The sequence below is a fragment of the Methylomonas sp. EFPC3 genome (assembly GCF_029643245.1).
In the GTDB taxonomy this organism is placed as follows: Bacteria; Pseudomonadota; Gammaproteobacteria; order Methylococcales; family Methylomonadaceae; genus Methylomonas; species Methylomonas koyamae_B.
In genome coordinates this window covers 560,028-586,677 of the sequence record NZ_CP116398.1, presented here as the reverse complement: position 1 = coordinate 586,677, position 26,650 = coordinate 560,028, and the positions used below count along the sequence as shown (strand labels likewise).

The 26,650-nt window shown below is 55.8% G+C and carries 23 protein-coding genes; 4 read left to right on the top strand and 19 right to left on the bottom strand.

Going from position 1 to position 26,650, the window contains the following annotated elements; translation table 11 throughout:
* Window positions 1-66: 66 nt before the first annotated feature.
* The 17 genes from PL263_RS02610 to PL263_RS02530 all read right to left on the bottom strand — a co-directional run bounded on the left by PL263_RS02610 (window position 67) and on the right by PL263_RS02530 (window position 18,178).
* Window positions 67-1,278, bottom strand: coding sequence for an argininosuccinate synthase (locus PL263_RS02610; protein ID WP_278211573.1), 1,212 nt, complete (start codon window positions 1,276-1,278; stop codon window positions 67-69).
* Between the two features lie 85 nt (window positions 1,279-1,363).
* Window positions 1,364-2,629, bottom strand: a complete 1,266-nt coding sequence (gene waaA / locus PL263_RS02605) for a lipid IV(A) 3-deoxy-D-manno-octulosonic acid transferase (RefSeq protein ID WP_278211572.1) — start codon at window positions 2,627-2,629, stop codon at window positions 1,364-1,366.
* A gap of 269 nt (window positions 2,630-2,898) precedes the next feature.
* Entirely contained in the window at window positions 2,899-5,292 is a 2,394-nt protein-coding gene (gene ppsA, locus PL263_RS02600) for a phosphoenolpyruvate synthase (protein WP_278211571.1), read from the bottom strand.
* A 101-nt stretch (window positions 5,293-5,393) separates the two neighbouring features.
* Window positions 5,394-6,335, bottom strand: coding sequence for an ADP-glyceromanno-heptose 6-epimerase (rfaD, locus tag PL263_RS02595; RefSeq protein ID WP_278211570.1), 942 nt, complete (start codon window positions 6,333-6,335; stop codon window positions 5,394-5,396).
* A gap of 4 nt (window positions 6,336-6,339) precedes the next feature.
* Window positions 6,340-6,786 carry a 50S ribosomal protein L9 gene (rplI, locus tag PL263_RS02590; protein ID WP_140912575.1) on the bottom strand — a complete coding sequence of 149 codons (447 nt, stop codon included), beginning with the start codon at window positions 6,784-6,786 and terminating at the stop codon, window positions 6,340-6,342.
* Between the two features lie 46 nt (window positions 6,787-6,832).
* Window positions 6,833-7,741, bottom strand: a complete 909-nt coding sequence (locus tag PL263_RS02585; protein ID WP_140912574.1) for a hypothetical protein — start codon at window positions 7,739-7,741, stop codon at window positions 6,833-6,835.
* Window positions 7,742-7,769: 28 nt separating this feature from the next.
* Window positions 7,770-8,000, bottom strand: coding sequence for a 30S ribosomal protein S18 (rpsR, locus tag PL263_RS02580; RefSeq protein ID WP_054758676.1), 231 nt, complete (start codon window positions 7,998-8,000; stop codon window positions 7,770-7,772).
* Between the two features lie 24 nt (window positions 8,001-8,024).
* On the bottom strand, window positions 8,025-8,450 hold the full coding sequence (rpsF, locus tag PL263_RS02575; protein ID WP_140912573.1) for a 30S ribosomal protein S6: 426 nt from the start codon (window positions 8,448-8,450) through the stop codon (window positions 8,025-8,027).
* 142 nt (window positions 8,451-8,592) lie between these two features.
* Window positions 8,593-9,957, bottom strand: coding sequence for a flagellar hook-length control protein FliK (locus PL263_RS02570; RefSeq protein ID WP_278211569.1), 1,365 nt, complete (start codon window positions 9,955-9,957; stop codon window positions 8,593-8,595).
* Between the two features lie 27 nt (window positions 9,958-9,984).
* The gene (gene fliJ, locus PL263_RS02565; protein WP_278211568.1) at window positions 9,985-10,437 is read right to left on the bottom strand and encodes a flagellar export protein FliJ; all 453 of its coding nucleotides are present in this window, start codon (window positions 10,435-10,437) and stop codon (window positions 9,985-9,987) included.
* Entirely contained in the window at window positions 10,437-11,783 is a 1,347-nt protein-coding gene (fliI, locus tag PL263_RS02560; RefSeq protein ID WP_140912570.1) for a flagellar protein export ATPase FliI, read from the bottom strand. Before fliI ends, fliJ begins: the two co-directional genes overlap by 1 nt.
* Window positions 11,780-12,487: a flagellar assembly protein FliH gene (locus tag PL263_RS02555; RefSeq protein WP_140912569.1), complete on the bottom strand. Its 708-nt coding sequence runs from the start codon at window positions 12,485-12,487 to the stop codon at window positions 11,780-11,782. Before PL263_RS02555 ends, fliI begins: the two co-directional genes overlap by 4 nt.
* Window positions 12,474-13,484, bottom strand: coding sequence for a flagellar motor switch protein FliG (gene fliG, locus PL263_RS02550; protein ID WP_140912568.1), 1,011 nt, complete (start codon window positions 13,482-13,484; stop codon window positions 12,474-12,476). The genes PL263_RS02555 and fliG overlap by 14 nt, the downstream gene beginning before the upstream one ends.
* Entirely contained in the window at window positions 13,477-15,219 is a 1,743-nt protein-coding gene (gene fliF / locus PL263_RS02545; protein ID WP_278211567.1) for a flagellar basal-body MS-ring/collar protein FliF, read from the bottom strand. The genes fliG and fliF overlap by 8 nt, the downstream gene beginning before the upstream one ends.
* Window positions 15,220-15,236: 17 nt before the next feature.
* Window positions 15,237-15,548 carry a flagellar hook-basal body complex protein FliE gene (fliE, locus tag PL263_RS02540; RefSeq protein WP_140912566.1) on the bottom strand — a complete coding sequence of 104 codons (312 nt, stop codon included), beginning with the start codon at window positions 15,546-15,548 and terminating at the stop codon, window positions 15,237-15,239.
* A 58-nt stretch (window positions 15,549-15,606) separates the two neighbouring features.
* Window positions 15,607-16,989 carry a sigma-54 dependent transcriptional regulator gene (locus PL263_RS02535; RefSeq protein ID WP_278211565.1) on the bottom strand — a complete coding sequence of 461 codons (1,383 nt, stop codon included), beginning with the start codon at window positions 16,987-16,989 and terminating at the stop codon, window positions 15,607-15,609.
* On the bottom strand, window positions 16,976-18,178 hold the full coding sequence (locus tag PL263_RS02530) for an ATP-binding protein (RefSeq protein WP_278211564.1): 1,203 nt from the start codon (window positions 18,176-18,178) through the stop codon (window positions 16,976-16,978). The genes PL263_RS02535 and PL263_RS02530 overlap by 14 nt, the downstream gene beginning before the upstream one ends.
* 256 nt (window positions 18,179-18,434) lie before the next feature.
* Between PL263_RS02530 and prsT the strand changes: the two genes are divergently transcribed.
* Entirely contained in the window at window positions 18,435-21,248 is a 2,814-nt protein-coding gene (gene prsT / locus PL263_RS02525) for an XrtA/PEP-CTERM system TPR-repeat protein PrsT (RefSeq protein WP_278211563.1), read from the top strand.
* A gap of 226 nt (window positions 21,249-21,474) precedes the next feature.
* Window positions 21,475-22,218 carry an exosortase-dependent surface protein XDP1 gene (gene xdp1, locus PL263_RS02520; protein WP_186289583.1) on the top strand — a complete coding sequence of 248 codons (744 nt, stop codon included), beginning with the start codon at window positions 21,475-21,477 and terminating at the stop codon, window positions 22,216-22,218.
* Window positions 22,219-22,302: 84 nt separating this feature from the next.
* On the opposite strand, the gene argC is transcribed toward xdp1, so the two are convergent.
* Window positions 22,303-23,334, bottom strand: coding sequence for an N-acetyl-gamma-glutamyl-phosphate reductase (argC, locus tag PL263_RS02515; RefSeq protein ID WP_278211562.1), 1,032 nt, complete (start codon window positions 23,332-23,334; stop codon window positions 22,303-22,305).
* A 78-nt stretch (window positions 23,335-23,412) separates the two neighbouring features.
* Between argC and PL263_RS02510 the strand changes: the two genes are divergently transcribed.
* Together PL263_RS02510 and PL263_RS02505 are read left to right on the top strand one after the other, a co-directional pair.
* On the top strand, window positions 23,413-24,390 hold the full coding sequence (locus PL263_RS02510) for an NAD(P)H-quinone oxidoreductase (protein ID WP_278211561.1): 978 nt from the start codon (window positions 23,413-23,415) through the stop codon (window positions 24,388-24,390).
* 2 nt (window positions 24,391-24,392) lie between these two features.
* Entirely contained in the window at window positions 24,393-25,238 is an 846-nt protein-coding gene (locus tag PL263_RS02505) for a sulfurtransferase (protein WP_278211560.1), read from the top strand.
* 108 nt (window positions 25,239-25,346) lie between these two features.
* Here PL263_RS02505 and PL263_RS02500 read toward each other — a convergent pair whose 3' ends face one another.
* Entirely contained in the window at window positions 25,347-26,642 is a 1,296-nt protein-coding gene (locus PL263_RS02500) for an adenylosuccinate synthase (protein ID WP_140912558.1), read from the bottom strand.
* Window positions 26,643-26,650: the final 8 nt, after the last annotated feature.

The window sequence follows — 26,650 nt, the reverse complement described above, 5'->3', positions numbered from 1 at the left end:
TCGGCGGACAGTTATCGGCGCATTATACAAGCTTGCGGAAAAATGTCCTGTTTTCTGCTTTCGGGCTTAACGGCCTTTTTTCGCCGCAATCCGCATCCGCAGGGCGTTCAATTTAATGAAGCCTTCGGCGTCTTTTTGGTTATAGGCGCCGCCGTCTTCTTCGAAGGTGGCGATATTTTCGTCGAACAAACTGTTGGATTCCGATTGACGGCCGACGACGATGACGTTGCCTTTATACAACTTGACACGGACTTTACCGTTCACGTTGACTTGCGACTCGTCGATCATGGTTTGCAGCATTTTGCGTTCCGGACTCCACCAGTAACCGTTGTAAATCAGAGAGGCATAACGCGGCATCAATTCGTCCTTCAAATGCGCCACCTCGCGATCCAGAGTCAGAGATTCGATCGCGCGATGGGCCTTCAACATCACGGTGCCGGCCGGCGTTTCGTAGCAACCACGCGACTTCATGCCCACATAACGGTTCTCGACGATATCCAGGCGGCCGACGCCATTGGCGCCAGCGATTTTGTTCAGTTTTTCCATGACCTGATGCGGCGTATGCGGTTCACCGTCGATGGCGACGATATCGCCTTTTTCATAGGTCAATTCGACATAAGTGGCTTGGTCCGGCGCATTTTCCGGCGACACACTCCAGCGCCACATGTCTTCTTCCGGCTCGGTCCACGGATTTTCCAGAATCCGGCCTTCGTAGGAAATATGCAACGAGTTGGCATCCATTGAGTAGGGCGAGGTTTTACCTTTCTTCATCTCCACCGAGATGCCATGCTGCTCGGCGTAATCCAGCAGTTTTTGCCGTGAATTCAAATCCCATTCCCGCCAGGGCGCAATAACCTTAATGTCCGGCCGCAACGCATAAGCACCCAACTCGAAGCGGACTTGGTCGTTGCCCTTGCCGGTAGCACCGTGGGAAATCGCGTCGGCGCCGGTTTCGTTGGCAATTTCGATCAGACGCTTGGCGATCAGCGGCCGGGCGATGGAGGTACCCAGCAGATATTCGCCCTCGTAAATGGTATTGGCGCGGAACATCGGAAATACGAAATCGCGGGCAAATTCCTCGCGCAAATCGTCGATATAGATTTCCTTGATGCCGGCTGCCTTAGCCTTGGCCCGTGCCGGCTCCAGCTCTTCGCCCTGGCCGATGTCGGCGGTAAATGTTACGACCTCACATTGGTAAACATCTTGCAGCCATTTCAAGATCACTGAAGTATCCAGACCGCCCGAATAGGCCAGCACCACTTTTTTAATATCCGACATAATCCGCTATTAACCTAAAAAATTAAAAACCGACGAATTATAACGGAAAACACCGAGCCCTTTTCGCCAAACCGTCAGGACCGCTTCAAACATCCAAGCTTTCAGCCAATAATGCAGCAGTCCGCTCAGCCGCTCCTTGATTGTCGGCAACAAACTGCCGAGCGTTGCCAACCAGACGATTTTTAAAGTCGATATCTTGATAAAGGCGTAACACCGCAGCTGGCAAGGCCTGAGCCCCGGCACACTGAACGGCCGCTTCGGCGGCGAGCATGCGCTCGGCTATTTCCTGAAAATTAAACATTTCCGGACCGAAGATTACCGGTACGCCGGCAGCCGCCGGTTCCAACACATTGTGGCCGCCAACCGGAACCAAACTCCCGCCGACGAACGCAGCATCGGCCGCGGCATACAGCATTTTCAATTCGCCCATGCTGTCGCCGATATAAACGTCGGTCTGTGCGCCGCAAGCCCGCTGTTCGCTGCGCATCACCACTTGCAACCCGCGTTGCTCGCAGAGCGCTCTCACCGTTTGGAAGCGCTCGGGATGCCGCGGCACGATCAGCAATAACAATTCGGGCAGCGCGGCTTTTAGCTGCGGATACAGTTCGAGGAACACATCTTCTTCACCGTGATGAGTACTTGCAAGCACCAAAACCCAACGCCCGGCAAATGCCTGGGCCTTTAGAGCTTGCCCTTGCCCCACGACCTCGGGCGCTACGGTCACGTCGAATTTGATATTGCCGAGCACCCGCACGCGATCGGGTTGAGCTCCGATCTGGATAAACCGAGTCCGGTCATCAACGGTTTGCACTGCAATCGCCGCCACACCGGCCAATGCCGGCCGCACCAAGGCCGGAATTCTTTGATAGGACTGCGCCGAACGCTCCGACAAGCGGGCATTGACGATATACAACGGTATGGAAGCCTCGGCGCAAGCGGCAAACAGGTTCGGCCAGATCTCCTTTTCCATGATTACCGCCAAGCGGGGCCGAAAATGTGTGATAAAGCGACCCACCACCAGCGGCAAATCGTATGGCAAGTACACGTGCTCGACCCTGTCGGCCAACACTGCCCGCACTCGCGCCGAACCAGTCGGGGTGGTAGTCGTCACCAGCACCGGCAATTCGGGATATTGAGATTGCATCCACTTTATTAGCGGAGACGCCGCTTCGGCCTCGCCGACCGAGACCGCGTGAAACCAGAGCACGCCTTGGCGAGATTGAAACGGGTAAATTCCTAAGCGTTCACGCCAGCGTCGCCGGTATTCAGGCGCTTTGGTCCCGCGCCAATACAAGCGCAGCAACACCAACGGCAATGCCGAATGAAACAGCAAGGTGTAGACGAATCGCATAAGCCGATTAACCACCGCACAACGGCGAACAAAACTCAGAACTCGCAGAACGAGGCCGCAAATCTGGCATGAAATTCTCCATGGAATGAGCGAAAATTGGAACAACACGGTTGGAAAGCATCGGTATTGGAAAAACTTTAAGCCGCCGCTCGGCGCGGACAAACGGCCGAAAGCGATGCTTGACAGACTGACTGATCCGCAAGCCCCGGCAAAAAACCAGCCCATAATAACGGTCCGGCGTCATGATCGTTCAGGACATCTCCGCTTGGCTATCGCCCCAAGCACTGTTCCAATTCCAACACCCGCTGCGTTGTGGGTAACACAGTGTCAGGATTCAAGCTCATCGAATCGATCCCGATTTCCACTAGATATTCGGCCATTTCCGGATAATCCGACGGCGCCTGGCCGCACAAACCGGAATGGCGGCCGTTGCGCCGGGCGCCTTCCACCGCCAGCCGGATCATAGTCTTGACGCCGGGGTCACGCTCGTCGAAGTCGTTGGCAACAATCTCCGAATCGCGATCGACACCCAGCGTCAATTGGGTCAAGTCGTTGGAGCCGATCGAAAAACCGTCGAACAGTTTGGCAAATTCGTCGATCAGAATCACGTTGTTGGGAATCTCGCACATCACGTAGATTTCCAAACCGTTGTCGCCGCGCCGCAAGCCGTGGCCGGCCATCGCCGCCAACACCCGCTCCGCCTCGCCGATGCGCCGGCAAAACGGGATCATCAATATCAGATTGGTCAAACCCATCGTCTCGCGCACCCGCTTCATCGCCGCGCATTCCAAGGCGAAGCCCTCGGCGTAAGCCGGATGCACGTAGCGCGACGCGCCGCGAAAACCGATCATCGGATTGGCCTCGTCCTGCTCGAACCAGCGCCCGCCCAACAACGTGGCGTATTCGTTGGTCTTGAAGTCCGACATCCGCACCACCACCGGCTTGGGATAAAACGCGGCGGCAATCGTCGCCACGCCTTCGGCCAGGCGCTGGATAAAAAACTCTTCCGGGCTTTCGTAACCCTCGGTCAAACGCTTGAGTTGTTCCAACTCGGCGGCATCCTGAACCCGCTCCGGATGAATCAAGGCCAGCGGATGCGCCTTGATATATTCGGTAATAATGAATTCCATCCGTGCCAAACCGACGCCGTCGTTCGGCAAAAAGCTGTGCTTGAAGGCCAATTCCGGATTGCCCAGATTCAGCATGATCTTGGTTTTCGGCCGCCGCAGTTGCGCCAAGTCGGTATGCAATACTTCGAACTTCACCCGACCCTGATAGACCTTACCGGCGTCGCCCTCGGCGCAACTGACGGTCACCTCGCCGCCGCTGGCGATCGCCGTCGTCGCGTTCTCGCAGCCGATCACGGCCGGCACGCCCAATTCGCGGGCAATAATCGCCGCGTGGCAAGTGCGGCCGCCGCGATTGGTGACGATGGCGGCGGCAGTTTTCATCACCGGTTCCCAATCCGGCGTGGTCATGTCGGCCACCAGCACCTCGCCTGGCTTGAAGCTGGACAACTGCGCAACGCTGGCGATGACCCGGGCGGTGCCGGCGGCGATCTTACTGCCGACCGCGTGGCCGCGGGCGATCACCGCGCCCTGCCCCAGCAAGCGGTACTGCTCCAGTACGTGGCCGCGGCGCTGGGAAGCCACCGTTTCCGGCCGGGCCTGGACGATGTAGAGTCGGCCGTCCAAGCCGTCCTTGGCCCATTCCATGTCCATCGGCCGACCGTAATGGCGTTCGATCTTGATCGCATAATCGGCCAGTTCCAGCACTTCGGCGTCGGCGATGCAAAAGCGGCGGCGTTCGTCGTTGGCGGTGGCGATGTTGCGCACCGGCTCGCGAGTACGGCCGTCGCTGTAAACCATCTTGATTTTCTTGGCGCCCAGATTGCGCCGCAGCACCGCGCGGTAACCTTGGGCGAAGGTCGGCTTGTGCACATAAAACTCGTCCGGATCCACCGCACCTTGCACCACGTTTTCGCCCAGGCCGTAAGCCCCGGTAATGAACACCGCATCCTGGAAGCCGGACTCGGTATCGAGTGAGAACATCACGCCGCTGGCGGCCAAATCGGAGCGTACCATTTTCATTACGCCAATCGACAGCGCCACCTTGAAATGGTCGAAACCCTGGTCGATGCGGTAATGGATGGCGCGGTCGGTGAACAGACTGGCAAAGCAGCGCTTGCAGGCATCCAGCAAGCTGTGACCGCCGCGAATATTCAGATAGGTATCCTGTTGACCGGCAAAACTGGCGTTGGGCAGATCCTCCGCGGTGGCGGAACTGCGTACCGCGACAGTCAAGTCAGCGCCGTATTCGCGCTGCAACTCGGCAAATGCGGCATGGATCTCGGCCTGCAAATCAGCGGGCAGCGGCGCGGCGTAGACCAAATCGCGGGCTTGCTGGGCGCGAAGGGCCAGATCGGCAACGTCGTCGGCATCGACATCGTCCAATAATTCGTGCAAGCGGGGCCAAGCGTCGGCTTGATCCAACAGACAACGATAGGCGTCTGCGGTGATCGCGAAACCGTTCGGCACCCGGATACCCTCTACGGCCCAGGCTTGGTACATTTCGCCCAACGACGCATTCTTACCGCCGACTAAAGGAATATCCTGGATGCTGAGTTGATTAAACCAACGGATATATCGGTAGGCTAGGGACATTGGGGGAACTCCTTGGCTGTAATTCTGCTTATCGTTATAAGCATACGCGCTTGAAACGCGGCCGCAACCAGGATTTTCGGCATCAGCGAGCGCGGTTAACGCTAACGGTTAAGCCACTCCATGTAGAGCTGAACACCTTCTTCCACCGACTTAAACCGATGCTGGCAACCGACGGCGCGCAGTTTTTCCAGATTGGCTTCGGTAAAACTCTGATAACAGCCTTTCAGATGCTCCGGAAACGGGATGTATTTGATATAGCCGCGTTGATGATAGCGAATCACCGCATTGGCAACGTCGTTAAAGGTCTGGCTGCGACCGGTACCGCAGTTGAAGATGCCGCTGACTTCGGGATGGTCCAAAAACCACAAATTCACGTCGACAACATCGCCAACGTAAACAAAATCGCGGCGTTGCTCACCGTCCGCATATCCGTCGCAACCTTCGAATAATTTCAATTCGTCCGATTGCTGAATCTGCTTATGCAAATGAAACGCGACGCTGGCCATGCTGCCCTTGTGCGCCTCGCGCGGGCCGTAGACGTTGAAGTAGCGCAGCCCGACTACTGGCGCCGTCAACTTGGTTTGCCGGCGCAGATACTGGTCGAATTGAAACTTGGAGTAACCGTAAACATTCAGCGGACCTTCGTAGGCCAATTCTTCCTTGAAAGTCAGATCGGCGCCGTAAGTGGCTGCGCTGGATGCGTAAATAAATGGAATTTTGTGGCTTTGGCAATAATGAAACAGGGTTTTGCTGTATTCATAATTGTTGTCCATCATGTAACGGCCGTCCCATTCCGTGGTACTGGAACAGGCGCCCTGATGGAATATCGCGGCTATCGATTCGGCTTGGAATCGGCCTTGTTGCAGGCGTTCGAGAAACGTGGCTCGGTCGAGATAATCGGCAATCCGGCAATCGACCAGATTCCGAAATTTGATACCGTTGCTTAAATGGTCGACCACCAAAATATCATCGTAACCGCGGGCGTTCAGCCCCAACACCAGATTACTGCCGATGAAGCCGGCACCACCGGTTACGATGATCAAGCGCTTACTCCGCTACGACTTTAATCGTCAGCGTGGCGACGACGTCGGTGTGCAGGTTGATGGCGATGTCGTAATCGCCGATATTGCGGATCACGCCGTTCGGCAAACGTACCTCGTGCTTTTCGACTTTGACGCCGGCAGCGCTAATGGCGTCGGCAATGTTCAGCGTACCGACCGAACCGAACAGACGGCCTTCGTCACCGGTTTTGTGAGCGATCGTAATCGCCAGTTTGCTCAGAGCTTCGGCACGGGCGTTGGCAGCCGCCAATTTTTCGGCCGCTTGCTTTTCCAGCTCGGCGCGACGCTCTTCGAATTCCTTGATTTTAGCCGGGGTCGCCTGAACGGCTTTACCTTGCGGGATCAGGTAGTTTCTGCCATAACCCGGTTTGATGGTGACTTTGTCGCCCAGGTTGCCCAGGTTGGCGGTTTTTTCCAGAAGAATGACTTCCATCGTTTATACCTCTTGGTTCGACTCGTATGTCGAAAAATCGGGAGCGTTACGCTCCATTGGGTTTAAATTTGTTTCGCAAATCCAGCCAAGTATCGCTTAGCCCGCAAAGGATGACCACGGCGGTCACGTGCGGCACCAACATCAACGTGATGTACAGAAAAGGCACCATGAACCGACCGCCCTTGCTGGTCGCAAAGGCCGCGTGCAGCACTGCAGTACCGACAAAGACATACAGCACGAACATGACCAGCAAGACGTTCCAGCAGAACTCCGCGATGTCTGCAGGACTCAACCAAGCCACTGCAACCAGCGCCAGTGTCGCCAATGTGAACGGCAAATGCGCCCGCAACGCCAGAAACTCGCTTCTGAAACCGCCGGGATTGTAGAGCGCGGCCTGCCAAAACCGGGCCAAAAACAGGCCCAGCAACAAGCCGCAAACGCTACCCGCCGCGGCGACACCAGTCATGTAGTGCGCCAACGTATCAGCCGATTGGCGAATCTGTTCGACGGCAACATCGGTTTGCCCGCTCAACATCGGCTGAATCATGAACTCCAGGATTTGCCGCCAAAACAATGCCGGCTGCTCCTGGAATACATAAATGCTGAATACCGCTGCCAAACCTAGCAACACGGCGATTTCTATCGCCACAACCAAGTGTCTGCCCTCGCGCAAGACGATCGAGATCAACCAGACCGGCAGCCAGAACGCCAGACCATACATCAATGCGTACTGATAATTGCCCAGCAACATCAGGCTCAACACCGCGGCCGCCAAGCAGGAACACAGCAGGACGTACATGCCCTCGCCGGCTCCGCGCCGCAAAGTGACCAACGCTAGCGAGGCCGAACTTACGATACTAATCGGAGGAAACAACAGGGAAAGCAACGCCAAGCTGGATGCAACGGTCATCGCTTGCACCCTCCCCTTCATGATGAAAGCGGCCAGAAATTGCACGCCTGCCTTCCTCCGGATTGCGAATCAGTTACTTATGCGCGTCGCAAAACGGCAACAAAGCCAGAAAACGGGCTTGTTTGATCGCCGCAGTCAACTGTCTTTGGTATTTCGCGCTAGTCCCGGTAATCCGGCTCGGAATGATTTTGCCGGTTTCGGTGATGTATTCGCTGAGCAGATCCAGATCTTTGTAGTCGATCACGATCGCGTCTTCGCCGCTGAAACGGCAACCTTTTTTACGTCTGATATTGTTACGTGCCATGAAAATTCTCTACGTTAATTTGGGTTACTCTGAATCGGCAGCTACTTCAGCTTCGTCGCTGGTTTCGACTTCGGCTTCGACTTCTTCTTCGGCGTCACCTTTGGCACGGCTGGCGGATTTTTGGCCGTCGCTGCCGCTGGTTGCAATCACGGAAGGACCGGTGATGGCTTCTTTTTTCGCCAGGGTCTGGCTGCGCAAAATGGCGTCGTTAAAGCGAAAACCGGCTTCCAGTTCTTCCAGAGTGGCTTGGTCGCATTCGATATTCATCAGCACGTAATGCGCTTTGTGAATTTTTTTGATCGGATAGGCCAGATGTCTACGGCCCCAGTCTTCCAGACGGTGAATTTTGCCTGAGGCTTCTTCAACGGTGGATTTGTAACGTTCAATCATAGCCGGCACCTGAGCACTTTGGTCAGGATGGACTAAGAAGACGATTTCATAATGTCGCATGATTTCTCCTTACGGGTTGAAAGCTTCCCGCCGGCAGGCGGTGAAGCAAGGATTCGGAGCCGGAAGACTCCAAAAAGCTGGGCATTATAGAAACCGGCGTTGTTTTTGCAAAGCAATTTTTGTTACAACGCCGGCCCGGGGACTAGGCGAACAGACTGAGCAAGCCGTTGCTGGCGATAGCACGCCCGGCTTCGATTTCGTCAAGGATATTGGTTGCGGAGGTGTTGTTTGCACCGGCGTCGGTGAAATCAGGGTCTTGATTGCCGCTCCGGCGCTGGTCTCCAGCCATTTGATAGGATTCTCGGCCTTGTTTTTGTTCGGAATGTTGCTGGGACACATTAACGTCCGCCAAATCCAGCTTTTGCTCGCCCAACATTTCCCGCAGCTTCGGTAACGCTGCTTCTATCGCTTCTTTGACTCCCGCATGCTGCGTTGTGAAAGAAACACTGGTCTGGTCTTGATTGACGTCGATCTTAATCGAAATAGGCCCCATGTGTTCGGGGTTCAACCGAATTTCGGCCGACGGAATATCCTGTTTGTGCATCCAAAGCAATTTTTCGCCAAGCTCCACGTTCCAGCCCGGCTGAGCCAAATGCTTGGATATTTCAGCCGTTGCCGGACTATGACCGGCAGAGTTGACCGACTTCGACAACTGGGCAATATCGGCCGCCATCGCTGCAAAATGTTTGCCATTGTCAACCGAGCCCGTTTGGTTTTTTGCGGCAATCGCATCCGCCTCGTTGCCGAAAGCGTTAGCGGAATCTTCCGGGCTATCTTGCCGCAGATCGGCTTGGTCCTGGCCGGACAGCGCCTTCGCCAAGCCGGCATCGGCCGGCTGACCCGGCGACTCGCTTTTTGCCGAGACTGACGCCGCATCCAGTTTGGTCTTCACACCGGTTTCGGCCGAGTTGTTGCCGACTATCGCCAGTGCCTGACCTACCGGGTCGGCACTGCTTAACAGATCGCTCGCTCCGGCAACTTGGGTGGCCGAGGTGTCGCTGGCGCTCGCAGAATTGGCCTGTATCTGCGCCAGCGCCGCCGCGGCCTGCGCTGCCGCCAGAACGGCATCTGCTTCTTCCGCATTCTGATCGTCTTGAACGGCGCCAACTGTTGCCGAAGTGGTAGGCGGGGTTGCCGGCACGCTGTCCAGGCTCTGTAAATACTGTAGCACGTCGGCTAATGCCGCCATCGTATCGTCCAGATCGATATCCTGGTCAAGTTTGGCCGCGGTCGGCACGCTATTGCCGAACATAGCGGCAACTTTTTGCAGGTCGCGGCCGGTCAAATTCTCGGCATTTATACCGCTGAGTTGCTGCAAATTCGCCAATTCTCCGCCGCTGCCGCCCGCACTATTCGCCAGGCTAGTCTGCAACTGGGCCAATTGTTCCAGGAATGTCGCGGAAAACAGCCCCGCGTTGACGCCGTCGCCCAGCATTCCAGCACCAAGACCGGCCGTCGGGTCGGAACCGGACAACAAAGACAGCGGATTCGAGCTTTGTATATTCATAACCATTCTCCTGTCAGTTTGCTACGGTTAAGCAGGTCCCGTGCCATTACCGTTTACCGTGCGCGCAGCCCGATCGTCTTGCTCGGCCTGTTCGCGTTTTTGTTCGTTTTTTATCTCTTCCGCCAAGGCCAGCTCGCTAACTTTTCGCAAACTTTTGGTTCGCTGCCGGGAATCCTCCCAGTGCTTGCGCGCGCGCTGGACTTCGCGTTCTTGCTGCGCAACCGCTTGCCTTTGGCTATCGATTGCACTGTCCAATTTTTCCGAAAAGGCTCTGAATTCCATGAGTTGGCTGACCGGTATTCCACTTTGTTGACGGACGGCGAAATTGTGCAAATACTCCACCCGGTAATTTAGCAGGCTGTCCAGCTGGGCTTGCTGCTCGCGCAAACGCTGCTGAACACCCCCCAATGCCGCCAACGCATCCTGCTCCTGACGGGCGTGCAATTCGATCACCACATTCAAGCGCTGCGACTTTTTCATCAGCTTGCCAACAATTGCGCCAGCTCGCTGATGCTGCGGCTGAGGTCGACCGATTCGTCCATGCTTTGTTGCAGAAAATCCATGATCGCCGCGTTCTTCGCCACCGCCTGATCGATCCGCGGATCGGAACCGGAACGGTAAGCGCCGACGCTGATCAAATCCTTGTTCTGCTGATAGATGGAATACAGACGGCGCAAATCCCGCGCCATCTGCATATGTTCTGCCTCGACGATGTCCGGCATTACCCGGCTGATCGAGGCTTCGATATCGATGGCCGGATAATGGCCGGATTCCGCCAGACTACGCGACAACACCACGTGGCCGTCCAGAACGCCGCGCGCAGCATCGGATATCGGGTCGTTGGTATCGTCGCCCTCGGCCAGTACCGTGTAAAAGGCGGTAATAGAGCCGCCGCCCACGTCACCGTTTCCGGCCCGTTCCACCAATTGCGGTAATTTGGCAAATACCGACGGCGGATAACCCTTGGTGGCCGGCGGCTCGTTGATTGCCAAGGCAATCTCCCGATAAGCCTGGGCGTAGCGGGTCAAGGAATCCATCAACAGTAAGACGTCCAGACCCTGGTCGCGAAAATACTCCGCAATACTGGTGGCCAGCATCGCGCCGTGCATCCGCATCAATGGCGAATCGTCGGCCGGCGACGCCACCACCACAGCCCGGCGCAGGCCTTCCTCGCCCAGAATTTTCAGGACGAATTCGTTGACCTCGCGACCGCGTTCACCGATCAGGCCGACCACAACGACATCGGCGTTGGTAAACTTGGTCATCATCCCCAACAACACGCTCTTACCGACCCCGGTACCGGCGAACAAGCCCATACGCTGGCCACGGCCGACGCTGAGAACGGCATTGATGGCTCTGACGCCGACATCCAATGCTTCGCGAATCGGTTTTCGGGTTAACGGATTAATCGGCGTACCGGCCAAAGACACCTTGGCGTCGGTATCCAACGCGCCTTTGCTGTCCAACGGATTGCCGGCCCCGTCCAAAACCCGCCCCAGCAAACCGAAACCAACCCGCGCCAGACTATTTTTGCCCATTGGGATTACCCGGCAACCGGGCTCGAGGCCATGCGTATCGCCGGTCGGCATCAGGTAAATATGCGCGCCGCTGAAACCGACCACCTCGGCAGCGATGATTTTGCCCGACTTGGTGACGACTTGACACAACGAACCTATCGCCGCACGGCAACCCTCGGCCTCCAGCGTCAAACCCACCATGCGCGACAATTTACCCTCGACCACCATTTCCAGCGGCTCATGCAGACGTTGCCGGTAAGGCCGCAGCCGGGCCAACCACAGTTCGGCACGGTCGGCGCTGACTATCATTTCTCGGCGTCCTCGCGCCGGTCCCCGCCCAGCACATTCGCAATAACGGCCGCCATCCGGCTCTCGACGCTGGCATCGACCCTGGAGACTTCGGTTTCGACGACACAGCCACCCCGACTCAGCAACGGATCTTCCTGCAACCGCCAGGGCGGCATGCTTTCGTCGAGTTTCAAGGCGCTACGGACCAAAGCCGCGTCCTCCGGGTGCAAATTGACGGTGACCTTCTGCGAAGCCAAGGGCAAGACCTTAATCGCCTCCCTGACCACGGCAACGATTTCGCCCGGCTCTGACTTCAACTCACGGCGGATCAGCTGGCTGGCAATCGCAATCGCCAGTCTGACCAACTCTTGCTCTATCGCCTCGTCGAGCTGTTTGAACGGTTCGCTCAAGGCGTCCAGCAATCCGGCCAATTCGGCTGCCTGTTTTTGCAGCAAGTGCAAACTTTCTTCATAACCTTGCTTACGGCCGATCTCCAGGCCTTCGGCCCTGCCCTCGGCAAAACCTTGCTGCCGGCCTTGCTCGAAGGCTTCATCGTAGGCCTGCTTCTGAATCTCCTCGATCTGTTCCACCGTCAGGATTTCGGTCGCCTGCTCCAGTTCCACCGGTTCGGAATGAGGCGGCGCCTTAAAATCCTGCAGCCCGGTCCAGGGATTCAAGGCCTGCAGTTCGTCTTCGGAAAACCGCGGCGTCTTAGACGAATTCATCACCGCCGCCACCGCCGCCCAGACTCAATTCGCCGGCATCCGACAGACGTTTGGCGATAGCCAAAATATCTTTTTGGGCGGCTTCGACTTCGCTGAGCCGAGCCGGCGGCGCCGCTTCCAAATCGTCGCGCAACATTTCCGCCGCGCGCCGCGACATGTTGGCGAAAACTTTGTCGCGCAGTGCGGCGTCGACACCGCGCAAGGCCAACAACAGTTGATCGGTGGATACTTCGCGCAACAAGGTTTGTATACCGCGGTCGTCGACGTTGATCAGATCGCCGAACACGAACATCTTGTCTTGGATGCGTTGCCCCAAGTCGGCATTGACTTCGTTGATGTTCTGCATCATCGGATCGCTGATAGCGCTTTCGATGAAGTTGAGGATATTGGCCGCAGCGTCGATACCGCCGATTTGCGATGACTTGACGCCGTCGCTGCCGGTCAATTGTTTTTCCATGATATCGTCCAACTCGCGCAAGGCGGCCGGCTGCACGCCTTCCAGCGTGGCGATCCGCATCAGCAGGTCGGACCGCATGTTCTCCGGCAGCAGCGTCAACACGTCGGCGGCCTGGTCGGGGTCCAATAAGGACAGAATGATGGAAATGATCTGCGGATGCTCCAGCCGGATCAAATCGGCGATCGCCCGGGTGTCCATCCACTTCAACTGCTCGATACCCTTGCTGTTGGCGCCGAGCAGGATACGATCGATGATACTGCCGGCCTTGTCCGCGCCCAAAGCATTGGTCAGCATATTGCGAATGTACTCGTCCGAGTCCAAGCCCAAACCGGTTTCGTTCTTGATTTCGATAATGAATTCTTCCAGCACTTGATCGATCACGCCGGAGGTAATAGAACCCAGTTGCGCCATGGTCGAGCCGACCAGCTGCACTTCCTTCGGCCCCATGTGGCGCAATACCGCCGCCGCCCGGTCCTGGCCGACTGCCAGTAGCAGCAACGAAGCGCGTTGCGCCTTGCTATATCTGTCGTCCTCAGCCATCGTCTTTCAACCAGGTTTTGATGACCTGCGCGACCAGTTTCGGGTCTTCGTCGATCATTTTTTGTACATACTCCAGACGTTTTTCGTAGCTTTGCGGCGCTTCCAGCAGCAGCAAATCTTCCATCGCACTCGGCAAGGCGTGAATTTCGCCGGTTTCCCGATCGACTTCCACCGGAACCGCTACCGGCCGCCCTTCTTCATCAAAGCGCACCACGCCACCGGTCGCTTCGGCAATCGCCCGCGCCTCTTCCAAGGCCAGCAACTGTTCTTCCTTGGTGATCAAACCTTTGAATACCGGCCGCAGCACGCCCATGATCAACAGTAACACCACCAACACCGCCCCCAATTGTTTCATCGCGCTGGCGAACCACGGCTGATCCCAAATCGGCTCCGAAGGCAGTTCTTCCAATGCGTCCGGCAATTTAAAGGCCACGTTCGTCACGGTGACTTGGTCGCCGCGGCTGTTGTCGTAGCCCACCGCCTGCTTGACCAAATCGCGGAGCTGATTCAAATCTTCCTGCGAATAGGGTTGTTGCGTGACCTTGCCGTCGGTTTGTACCAATTTTTTGTCGTCGACCACCACCGCGACCGACAGCCGGCGTAGCGCACCGGTCGCCAAACGGGTATGGGTAATGGTTTTATCCAGCTCGTAATTCCGTGTAGCCGACTTGCTGGCCGCACCGGATTCGCCGGCTGCGGTTTTTTCCTGGCCGCTCGCCACCTCCGGAGCCACGCCGGTCGGCGGCGGCTGGTTGGAAAGCGCGCCGGGCACACCTTGAACTTTAGACGAAGAATTGGTTTCTTCCTGAGTTTGTTCGCTGCGCAAGGCCGGCAGATCGGGGTTGAACATTTCCTGGGTTTTTTCGGTGACGGTAAAATCCACGTCGGCCGAGATTTGCGCGCGCATGCCGTCTCCGCCCACCAAAGGCGTCAGGATGTTTTCGATGCGTTCGCGCAAGTGTTCTTCGATATTTTTCTTGTACTCGAATTGCTTGCCGGACAGCGTGATATCTTCCCCGGCCTCTTTGCTGTTCAGCAGGCGACCCTTCTGATCCACCACCGTGACTTGACTGGCTTCCATCAGCGGCACGCTGGACGCGACCAAATGGATGATTGATTCGATCTGTTCTTTTTCCAGCGTCCGGCCTTGGTAAAGTTCCACGACCACCGATGCGCTGGGTTTTTTCCGCTCGCGGACAAACACCGATTGCACCGGGATTGCCAATAACACTTTAGCGGCCTTGACGTTTTGAATGGTTTGAATGGTCAGGGCAATCTCGCCTTCCAAGGCGCGTTGAAAGCGCATTTGTTCGACGCTTTTGCTGGCGCCGAAACCGTTGTCCTTGTCCAGCAGCTCGTAACCCAGGCTGGCGCTGCGCGGCAGGCCTTGCGCCGCGAGTTTCAATTTCATTTCCCTGACTTTGTCGGCCGGCACCATGATGGCTCCGGAACCGGTCTCGACTTTGTAGTCGACGCCCATCTTCGTCAGCGTATCGAGTATTTCCGCCGAGTCCTTTTCCGCAACGCTGGCGAACAGCAAATCGTAAGCCGGCGCTTGCGACCACAGCACCACCGCAACGCCGATGGCCACGCTCAGAGCCAATCCCAGCATCAAACCGACTTGGCGCGATACCGGCAACTTGCTCAGGCCGGTCAGCGCCTGTTGCATCTTACTGGTCTCGGCGGCCTCTTGAGACCGCGAATCCATCGGTAGATTTCTGTCCAACTCGCTCATGGCCGACTTCCGTTAACCTAAATCGACATGCCCATGACGTCTTTATAAGCGTCGACCAGCTTATTGCGGACTTGCAACATGGCTTGAAATGAGACGCTGGCTTTTTGGGATGCAATCATCACCTCGGCCAAGCTGACATCGCTCTGGCCCATTTCGAACGACTTCGCCAAATTATTGGCGGTCTGCTGGGTCTGGCTTACCGAATCGATGGATTGTTTCAACATCGCGGCGAAATCGCCGCTGGTATCGGCCGGTTGCGCTTTGCCGCCGGCCTCGATAGACATGGCCCGCATTTGGGCCAGGACTTGGTTGACGTTGATGTCTGACATGATATTGACTCTTTATAAGTTGCCTACCGGTTGGCAAGCATTTTTCAGGCCAACATGACTAACCAGGCACTGCCACCCCGGCTTCTTTCATTCGCGCAATTTTGTAGCGTAAGGTGCGCGGACTGATACCCAGCTTGGCCGCCGTGGCCTTCCGGCTGCCGCTGACATCCCGCAACATTTGCAAAATAATCTTTTCTTCGGCGGAGCGCACGCCATCGTTCAGACTGCCGGCTTCGTTGATATCGATAGCCGCATCGTAGGGCCAGGATTCTATGGCAATAGTTTGCCCGGCGGCAGGCTGGGCCGGCAAAACTGCGGCCTCGTCATCCAAAATTAGCTCATCGGCGCCGATGACACCGTTATTTTGCAAAATCAAGGCACGCTGCACGACGTTTTCCAATTCGCGCACGTTACCGGGCCAAGCGTATCGGCATAACTTGTCCAGCGCGGCCTCATCGAAACGACACAGCGGCCGCCCCGGTGCGGTATGTTTTTGGACCAATTGCTGCGCCAACGGCACGATATCTTGCCTGCGTTCGCGCAGCGCGGGAATCTTCAACGGAAACACGCTGAGACGGAAATACAAATCCTCGCGAAACCGGCCCTCCCGCACGTATTCCTTCAATTTGCGGTTGGTCGTCGCCAAAATTCTGACGTTCAGCGCAATCTTGCGTTGGCCGCCCAGACGTTCCACTTCTTTCTCCTGCAACACCCGCAATAACTTGGCCTGCAGAGCGATGTCCATTTCGGAAATCTCGTCCAGTAACAGCGTACCGCCCTGCGCCTGTTCGAACTTTCCAGGCGCGGATTGGATCGCGCCGGTGAAAGCCCCCTTCTCGTAGCCGAACAGCATTGCTTCCAGCATGTTTTCCGGAATCGCCGCACAGTTGATCGCGTCGAAAGGCCCGGCATGGTAGTGGGAATTCTTATGGATGTAGCGCGCCAAAACCTCTTTACCGACACCACTCTCGCCTTCCAACAGCATGGTCACATTGGTTTTCGCCACCTTGCCGGCCAGCGCGTACAGCTTTTTCATCGCATCGTCGGCGACCACACGCTCGATCGGCACTTGCGGCATCGGCGCAACCAAGGCGGCAACCTTGTCGACCAAGGTCGTGGCCTCGAACGGTTTGATCAAATAATCGGCCGCACCGGCTTGCATGGCTTCGACCGCTTTAGGGATGGTGCCATAAGCCGTCATCAACAAGACCGGGGTTTCAGCGAATTTTTGCTGAATATTCTGCAGCAACTGAATACCGTCCATGACCGGCATCTGCACGTCGCTAACCACCAAACGCACGGCATGTTTAGCCAATTGGCTGAGCGCTTCAGTGCCGTTTTTGGCGGAAACCACGCGGTAACCTTCTATTTCCAGAGTGTCGCACAAGGCTTCGCAGAGCGCGACGTCGTCTTCTACGACCAGAACATCATACTGCTTCATGGTTGATCTCCATATTATTGGCGCCCGCTGAAAGGCTTAACGCATAGTGGTTGTGACACGGCAAGGTCAACGTAAAACAGGTGCCGTTTCCAGGCTCGGAACGGCAACACACGCTTCCGCCGTGGGCCCTGGCAACACTATCCACGACCGCCAGGCCCAGGCCGGTGCCGTTGGATTTGGTGGTAAAAAAAGGCTCGAATAATTTGGCCCGCTGGTCGGGAGGAATACCGGGGCCGTCATCGCTGACACTGATGTCGATGCCGCCGACACCGGCCATCGCCCGCAGCCGGATTTTTTGAGCGCCCGCCTCCGCAGCGTTGTTGATCAAATTCAACAGCGCGCCGCGCAAGGCATCCTGATTTCCCAACAACTCCAGGTCGCCGGCCATGTTAGCGATCTCCAATTGGCCGGCATAGCCATCGCCCGCTTCGCTCAAATGCGCCAACAACGTGGTTAACGAGAAACCCTGCATCGCCATCCGCCCCTGTTTGGCGAAAATCAACATGTCGTTGACCTGCCGCTCCAGATAGTGCAAACGTTCCAGGATCTTTGCCGAAAATTGCCGACGTTTGTCCTCGGCGATTTCAGGCCGACTCATTTGCGAGGCATACAAGATCGCGGTCGCCAACGGGGTACGGACCTGATGCGCCAGACCGGCCACCATTTCCCCCATCGCACTGAGATGCTTCTGCTGAACCAAGGTCTCCTGCAACGAGCGGATTTCGCTGACGTCGGACAATAGGATGACTTGCTCGGCGTGGTTCCCCAGCACGTTGTGAGTGATATTGACTTTGCGGCCGTCGCGCAATTGCCGCTCGTGCGGCGATTCGAACACCGGCTGCAAACTTCTGCCGACCACCTCGGACCAGAATTGGCCTATCACCGGTTCACCGAGAAAATCGATTGCATGATTGTTGCAGTCGATCACCATGCCCTGGGCGTTCAACACGACCACCGCGGCCGGCAATGCCGCCAGAATTTGCTGCAAGCGGCTAGCCAACTTCTCTTTCTCGACCAAGGTATGCAGCCGCTCGTTGCGGGCGGCGGCCAACTCCCGGTTCAACTGGGCGATCTGCTCTTCCAGCCCCTGGTAAGAATGGGTCAAATTCGCGGAAAGTTCGTTGAATAGCCGAAAAGCGTCGGTCAAACGCTCGGCTTTTTGTTGTTGCTGAAAGCTTAAAGTGTCCATTGCAATTCCGCCAGATTACTCTAACGGCCAAAAAGCAAAAACCAGACCACAATAAAAATTAATTTAAAAACAAAGCACTACAGACACAAGCCAAGATTTTGACGGCCTTACCGCAAGTAAGCGCCCAGCGCCCGCCGGTTTGGTCATCCCCAGTCCCAAAGCCTGCAGGCAATCGAATCGACAATCCGGCGCAACTGGAGACAAATCCGCTTTGCGGCTATTCTATGCGGACTCAATGAACGGAAACGGTCTTCTCATGCGCAAATCCCAATTACCTTACCGTCTTACCCTGGGCACATGGCTGCTGGTTGCAGGATTGACCCCGGAAAAAGTTGCCCTGGCCGACGACATTCTGGCCGGACAGTATTACGAGCAGGCCTTACAGGCCTACAGGGAACACAAAAACGACGAAGCGGTAATCCATTTGAAGAACGCCTTGCAGCAAAACGACCGCTACGTCGCGGCCCATATATTGCTCGGCGATATCTATTTGCAGCAGAAATCCTTATCGGCTGCGGAAGTGCAACTGAATCTCGCCAAACAACACGGCGTCGACCCGGCGTTAATCGTCGAAAATCTGGCAAAACTCTACACCTATCAAATCCGCTACAACGATTTAATTAAGGAAATCGATCCGGTACGCTTTAGCACCGAGTTGCGTCCCGCATTACATGTATTCCGCGGAAACGCTTATTTGCAGCTCAATCAGATCAGCGAAGCCTTGAACGAATTCGACAGCGCGGCGCAAATCGATCCGAATTACGTGGCGGCGACGGTCGGCCGTGCCAATGCGCTATTGAAACGCGGCGACCGGAAAGGTGCCGAAGCGGCGGCGGATAAAGCCATGCAAATCCAGCCAAACGACCACGGTGCCTGGTTCGCGAAGGGTTCGATCAAACACGCCAATATGGAGTTGGAGGAGGCGCTCAAGTTTTACGACAAAGCGGTCGAACTCAATCCGGACCATATCGACACGCGCCTGGCCCGCGCCGGCCTGTTAATGGATTTAAAACGCGACGAACCAGCCAAGCAGGATTTGCAGTATGTCCGCGAAAAGTACCCGTTCGAACCCAAAGCCGCCTACCTGAACGCGGTACTGTTGGATCGGAACAACCAAAAAGACGCAGCCGCTAAGGAGTTGGTCATCGCGGCCGACACCCTTGCATCGATCAAACCGGAATACCTGTCGGCGCATAGCTCGACCTTGATGCTCTCCGGCTTGGTGAACTACAGCCTGCAGCGCTTCGACCTGGCTGCGGAATACCTTCGACTATACGTGAAACAATTCCCCGAGCAATCCGGCCCGTATAAACTGCTAGCGAACGTTCTGCTGAAAAAAAACGAGCCTGAACAAGCTATTGAATTGCTCCGCCCGATCCAAATGCGCAACCCGCAAGACCAGCGACTCGCATACTTGTTGGGGAACGCCTTCATGCAGGCCGGCAAGCACGACATGGCTAACATCATGTTCGGCAAAGCCACCGCCATGAGCGACGGTAACGGCGACTTGCAAACCGAAATCGGTCTTAACCGGCTGGCAATGGGCCACGAGCAAGCGGCAATCCAAGATTTGGAGACGGCGTATAAGCACAATCCCGACTCCTTAGACGCCGGCATTCCGCTGGTGGCACTGAAAATGAGCCAAGGGGACTCTGAAAGCGCCTTACAAATCGCACAGACACTCTACAAACGAGCGTCGACAAATTTAACACTGCTGAACTTGCTAGGCACCACCCAAGTCGCCAACGGCCAATACAAGCAGGCCAGACAGAGCTTCGAAAAGGCCATCGATTCGGAGCCGAATTTTCTCGACGCTCAAATTAACTTGAGCAAACTCGACGTTGGCGAACGTAAATTCGATCAAGCCAGACAACGTCTGCAAGCCTTGAGTCAAAAAGACCCGAATAATCTGGACATTTTGGTGGAACTGGCCAAAGTCGAGCAAAGCGCCGGACGTCTCGATGCTGCCAACGATTGGCTGGAACGCGCCAAAAAGCTCGATTCAAAATCGCTCCCCGTGCTGCTGGCATCGGTCGATTTGTTTTTGAAGATGGGCAAAACTTCTGAAGCCAGTGCCGCGGCTCAAGCAGCCGAAGTGATCGATAAGAATAATCTGCAGGTGATCGATGCGCTGGCGCGCAGTTACTTGGCCAACAACAATCGAGAAAAGGCCTTGGGCGTTTTTATCCGCATGGCCGACCAAGCCCGCTTCAACGTCAAACAGCTTTACAAGGCGGCTCGTTACCAAATCGATGCCGGCGACTATTTCGAAGCCATCAAGACCTTAAAAAAAGCGGTATTAGTCGATGAAGATCATATTCCATCGCAGATTGCCCTGGCCGAAATGGAACTCAACCACGGCAAGCCGGTATTTGCCGCAAGCCGGGCCGAGAGCCTACTGAAACGCTACCCCAAACGGGCCTTTCCACACCAATTATTAGGTGACATTGCAGTCCACGACAATAATTTCAGCTTGGCCAACAGCCACTATCAAACGGCGTTCGAACTGGAACCTGATACCACGTCGTTGATGCAGCTTTTCGAAAGCATGCAGAAAACCAACCAGCCGGATAAAGCCTTCAATTTATTGGAACAATGGGTGAAAAAACATCCCCAAGACTACCCACCGATGGCAGCCTTGGCCAGCGAATTATTAAAAAACGGGAATTTCAAAGAAGCCGAAAAATATTACGATCTGTTGCTCAAGCAGTTCCCGAGCGAACCGCAATTCTTAAACAACCTCGCCTATGTTTATTTGAATGTCGGCAACAACAAAGCACTTTCTTTAGCCGAACAAGCCCATAAACTGGCTCCCGACCAGGCGGCGACCAACGATACTTTGGGTTGGATTCTAGTCAACGCAGGCCAAGCCGAACAAGGCTTGCACTACCTGCGCAACGCACATTCGCTGCAATCGCACGACCCCGAGATCCGTTATCACATCGCCGTCGCATTAAATCAAATGCAACGTCGGGAAGAAGCCAGACAAGAACTAGAAGAAGCACTGAAAGCCAATACGGCGTTCAACGGGCACGAGCAAGCCAAGGCTTTATTGGACAAGCTGCGCTGAAATTCGGACGGGTAAAGTCTGTCGTGTTTTTTTACAATATCTATACCCACTCAGCGAGCCTTAACCGTAACAATATGAATTTAAACAAAATTAAATAATGGCCCAATATATGCTTGTCAAATTTCGACAAAAGCGTTTTGCTCTATGGCCGATAGTACAATTGTTATTTCCAGACCGGCACAGACAATAACGGAAGAAAATGAATTCAAAAAATTGCGAGGACTCTATGATCCGGAAATATTTGGCTATCACAACACTGCTGTTGACACCGTTTGCGGCAAACGCCACAACATGGACCCTCGGGGGGGCGACACCCGCAGGTATCACAAGCATCAACGCTTATTCGGTAGGAACCAGTGCGACTTCGACTTTTGCTTCCGCGACCGTGGGAAAATATTCCGGTGGACTAGGTGTAACAACCAGCGGCGAAAGCACAACCTCGCCTGAGCACGCAACCGACAACGTAGGCAATATCGAAGCACTGCTTTTTCGGTTCGACTCCGACACAATTTTAGATAAATTAACGATAGGCTGGCCATCGGTGACTTCCGGCTACGATTCAGACATCTCGGTCCTGAGATACACTGGAACGCTGACAAACAATGCACTGCCAACCGATAGAGACATTAGCAACGAAAAAATTTCAGATTTGCTCGCTCGCGGCTGGGAATTTGTCGGTAGCTACAATACGGCTCAAAATGTTGTGGAAGACATCAACCCTAACAACCTGTCATCCAGTTTCTGGTTGATTAGCGCTTATAGCAGCACTTGGGGTACCGGCAAAGGCGATCCATCGACCGAGCTCACCAATAGCAACGACTATTTCAAATTAGCGTCTTTGGTCGGCACTACTGCCAGCACCTCCCCAGGCCCTGGCGCCAGCGTTCCGGAACCTACCAGCTTGTTACTGTTGGCAAGCGGCATATTTGGCTGGCGGATCAACAGCAAAAAGCGAACCCTCACCGCTTAAGCAGCTGCAGGCTCTCAATTAAAAACAAACCGCCTGTCCGGATTGTCCGGCAGGCGGTTTTTTATTGCTCAACTTTATCTAAACTCAAGGATAAAGCGCAACCGTTTCAAGACCAGCTGCTTCAGCCAAACCAAACATTAGATTCATGTTTTGCACCGCTTGACCTGAAGCGCCTTTAACCAAATTGTCGATCACCGACAAAACCACCACCGTATCGCCGCCCTGCGGCTGATGTACTGCAATCTGACAGCGGTTGCTGCCGCGGACATTACGGGTGTCGGCATGACTACCGGCGGGTAGCACGTCGACGAAGCGCTCTTCCCGAAAACGTGATTCGAACAGCCCCTGTAAATCGGCACTGCGACCATGCAAACGCGCATAAAGCGTGGCGTGAATCCCGCGGATCATCGGCGTCAAATGCGGCACGAAGGTCAATCCCACCGCATTGCCTGCGACACGCGCCAATCCTTGCCTGATTTCCGGCAAATGGCGATGGCCGGCAACCGCATAGGCTTTGAAACTTTCGCCGGCTTCGCTCATTAACGACGATATTTCCGCCTTGCGCCCGGCACCGCTGACGCCGGATTTGACATCCGCCACCAATCCGTTCGCATCTACAATCCCAGCTTCCAGCAAAGGCAAAAAACCCAATTGCACAGCAGTCGGGTAACAGCCGGGACAGGCAATCAAGCGCGCCTGCTTGATCTGCTCCCGGTTTACCTCCGGTAAACCGTACACGGCCTCATCGATCAAACTCGGACTGGCGTGTTGCATGCCGTACCATTTCTCCCATTCGGCCGGGTCTTTAATCCGGAAATCGGCGGATAGATCGATGACTTTGACACCCCGTTCCAGCAACGCTGCCGCCATCAACATGGCCGTGCCGTTCGGGGTCGCGAAGAATACCACGTCGCATTCCTGCAAATACTTCAGTTCCGGCGGACTGAATTGCAAATCGCAATACCCTCGCAAACTGGGATACAACTGATCCACCCTCGACCCGGCATCGGCGCGGGAGGTGACGACTGTGACATCCACCTGCGGATGCAACACCAAAATTCTTAATAACTCGACGCCGGTGTATCCCGTACCGCCGACAATACCTGCTCGTACCATGGGTTCTCTCGTGGAAACTATACTTCTGCTAAATTTGGCCGCATATAATACGACACTACTCCAGCAATCCTTAACATCATGCGCGCCGTTCAGCTTCAAACCAACGCCGATACCACAGAACTCGTCGTCAAGGACTGGCCGCAACCGTCTCCGCGCGAGAATCAAATTCTGATCCACACCAAAGCCGCCGGCATCAACCGGCCGGATCTGGTGCAGCGCCAGGGCCTATATCCGCCGCCGCCGGACGCCTCCCCCATCCTGGGTCTGGAAGTTGCCGGCACTGTAGCCGAAATCGGCAGCGCAGTAACCGGGTTTAGTGTCGGCGATCCGGTCTGCGCCCTGGTCACCGGCGGCGGTTATGCCGAATATTGCCTGGCCAGTGCCTGCTGTAGCCTGCCGATACCGCGCGAATTCAGCTTTATCGAGGCCGCCGCACTGCCGGAGACGTTTTTCACGGTTTGGAGCAACGTTTTCGACCGGGCCGGATTGCAAGCCGGCGAATCGCTATTGGTACATGGCGGCACCAGCGGCATCGGCACCACGGCGATCCAGCTGGCAAAAGCCTTCGGTAGCCGCGTCGTCACGACAGCCGGCAGCGACGAAAAATGCCGGCGCTGCCTGGAATTGGGTGCCGACCTTGCCGTGAATTACCGGCAACAGGATTTCGTCGAAGCCGTGCTGGATTTCACCGGCGGTAAAGGCGTCGACGTGCTTCTGGACATGGTGGGCGGCGATTATCTGCCGCGTAACTTGAAGAGCTTGGCGATTGACGGCCGCTTGTTGCAAATCGGGATTCAGCACGGCGGCAAGGCTGAAATCAATTTGGCCGCGCTGTTGATGAAACGTCTGACACTGGCCGGTTCGACCTTACGCTCCCGTAGCGACGAGTTCAAAGCCAACATTACCGGGCAATTGCGCGATAAAGTCTGGCCATTGCTGGAATCCGGCCAAATCAAACCCGTGATAGATTCAGTCTTTCCGCTAGGCGAGGCCGACCGCGCCCACCGGCTGATGGAAAGCAGCCAACACATCGGAAAAATCATTTTGGAGCTATGAGCATGACTTACACCACGCTGGTTTCCGCCGCCACTTTGGCGGCCAATCTCGACAATCCGAATTGGCGGATATTCGATTGCCGTTTCTCGCTGGCCGATAGCGCCGCCGGCTTTAAATCCTACCGGTCGGGTCATATTCCCGGCGCAGTCTACGCCGACTTGAACAAGGACTTGTCGTCCCCGGTGCAAGCTTACACCGGCCGCCATCCGCTACCGAACTTCGATTCGCTCGCCGAAAAATTGGGCAAATGGGGAGTTAACAACCGCAGCCAAGTCGTGGTCTACGACGATGCCGGCGGCGCCTTTGCCGGCCGCATGTGGTGGCTGCTGCGCAGCATGGGCCATACTCAGGTCGCAGTGCTCGACGGTGGCTACGGCCACTGGCGCAAACAAGGTCTGCCAACGGCGACAGCGCTGCCGAAAATCAGCACCAGCGCGTTCCGCGCCTATCTCGATAACCGGCAATGGCTTGGCGCAAGCCAGATCGAAACCAGCCTGGCGAGCCGCAGCATAATCTTGGTCGACGCCAGAACTCCGGAGCGCTTCCTCGGCCAAGTTGAACCGATCGACCCGGTGGCCGGCCACGTGCCGGGAGCGATTAACCGGCCGTTGCAATCCAATCTGGATCGAAACGGCCTGTTTCTGGCCCCTGAGCAATTACGCCAACAAATTAACGATTTGATTTCGCCTTTTCCGGCAGAGCGAGTGGTGCATATGTGCGGCTCCGGCGTAACCGCCTGCCATAACCTGTTGGCGATGGAAATCGCCGGACTCGGCGGATCGAAATTGTACGCCGGCTCCTGGAGCGAATGGATCCGTAACCGGAATCGGAGAGTTAGCAGCCGTTAAGCAGTGGCCGGGCCAACGCTAACGCGTTAGTTCGTATTGAGAAATGCGCCGGTGGGCTTCGCAGCAGCCCAGCCGGCGACTTTCGGAGCAGGGTCGTATCCGCCAGGATCAAGCCGCGAACGGATTTTCCAGGACGATGGTTTCGTTGCGATCAGGACCGGTGGACAATATCGTGACTTTGACGCCGACCAATTGTTCGATCCGGGCGATGTAAGCCTTGGCATTTTCCGGTAATTGCGCGAAATCGGTAATCCCGGCGGTACTACCGCTCCAACCCGGCATTTCCTCAATCACCGCCTCGCAAACAGCATATTGGTCTGCGCCCAACGGCGCCGTTTCGGTGATTTGGCCGTCAATTTTATAGGCGGTACAAATCCCGATTTTGTCCAGACCGTCCAACACGTCCAGCTTGGTCAAACAAATGCCGGTCAAGCTGTTCAATTGGGCTGATTTACGCATCGAGACCGCATCGAACCAGCCGCAACGGCGTTTACGCCCGGTGGTGGCGCCGAATTCGTGGCCCTTCACGCCCAAATGTTCGCCATAACTGTCCATCAATTCGGTCGGAAACGGGCCGTTGCCAACCCGAGTCGAATAGGCTTTGGTAATGCCCAGAACGTAATCCAATGCTAACGGCCCAACGCCGCTGCCGGTCGCCGCGCCACCCGCAGTGGTATTGGAAGAGGTCACGTACGGATAAGTGCCGTGGTCAATATCCAGCAGTGCTCCCTGCGCGCCTTCGAATAATACGTTGTTTCCTTGCTGTTGGTGGCTATACAGCGCCTCGCCGACATCGGTCAGCATCGGCTTGATGATTTCCCCCAAACGCAAGGTGTTATCCAAAATTTCTGCATAGTTGACCGGTTCGGCCTGGTAATAATTGACCAACATGAAATTATGGTATTCGACCAGCTCCTTCAGCCGGGCGGAAAATTCCTCGCGATTGCGCAAATCGCCGGCACGCAAGCCGCGACGGGCCACTTTGTCTTCGTAGGCCGGACCGATGCCGCGGCCGGTCGTACCGATCGCTTTGCTGCCGCGCGCCTTTTCCCGGGCCTGATCGACAGCCACATGGACCGGCAGAATCAAAGCACAGGCTTCGCTGACTTGTAACCGGTTCCTGACCGGTACGCCCGATTTTTCCAGAATCTCGATTTCCTTGAGCAAGGCTTCCGGACAAAGCACCACACCGTTGCCGATCATGCATTGCACTCCGTCGCGCAAAACGCCGGACGGAATCAGGTGCAACACGGTTTTTTCGCCGTTAATCACCAAGGTGTGGCCGGCGTTATGGCCGCCCTGAAAGCGCACTACGGCCGCTGCCTGCTCGGTTAAAAGATCGACCAGCTTGCCCTTGCCTTCATCGCCCCATTGCGTGCCGATAACAACTACATTTTTTCCCATACTTTTCC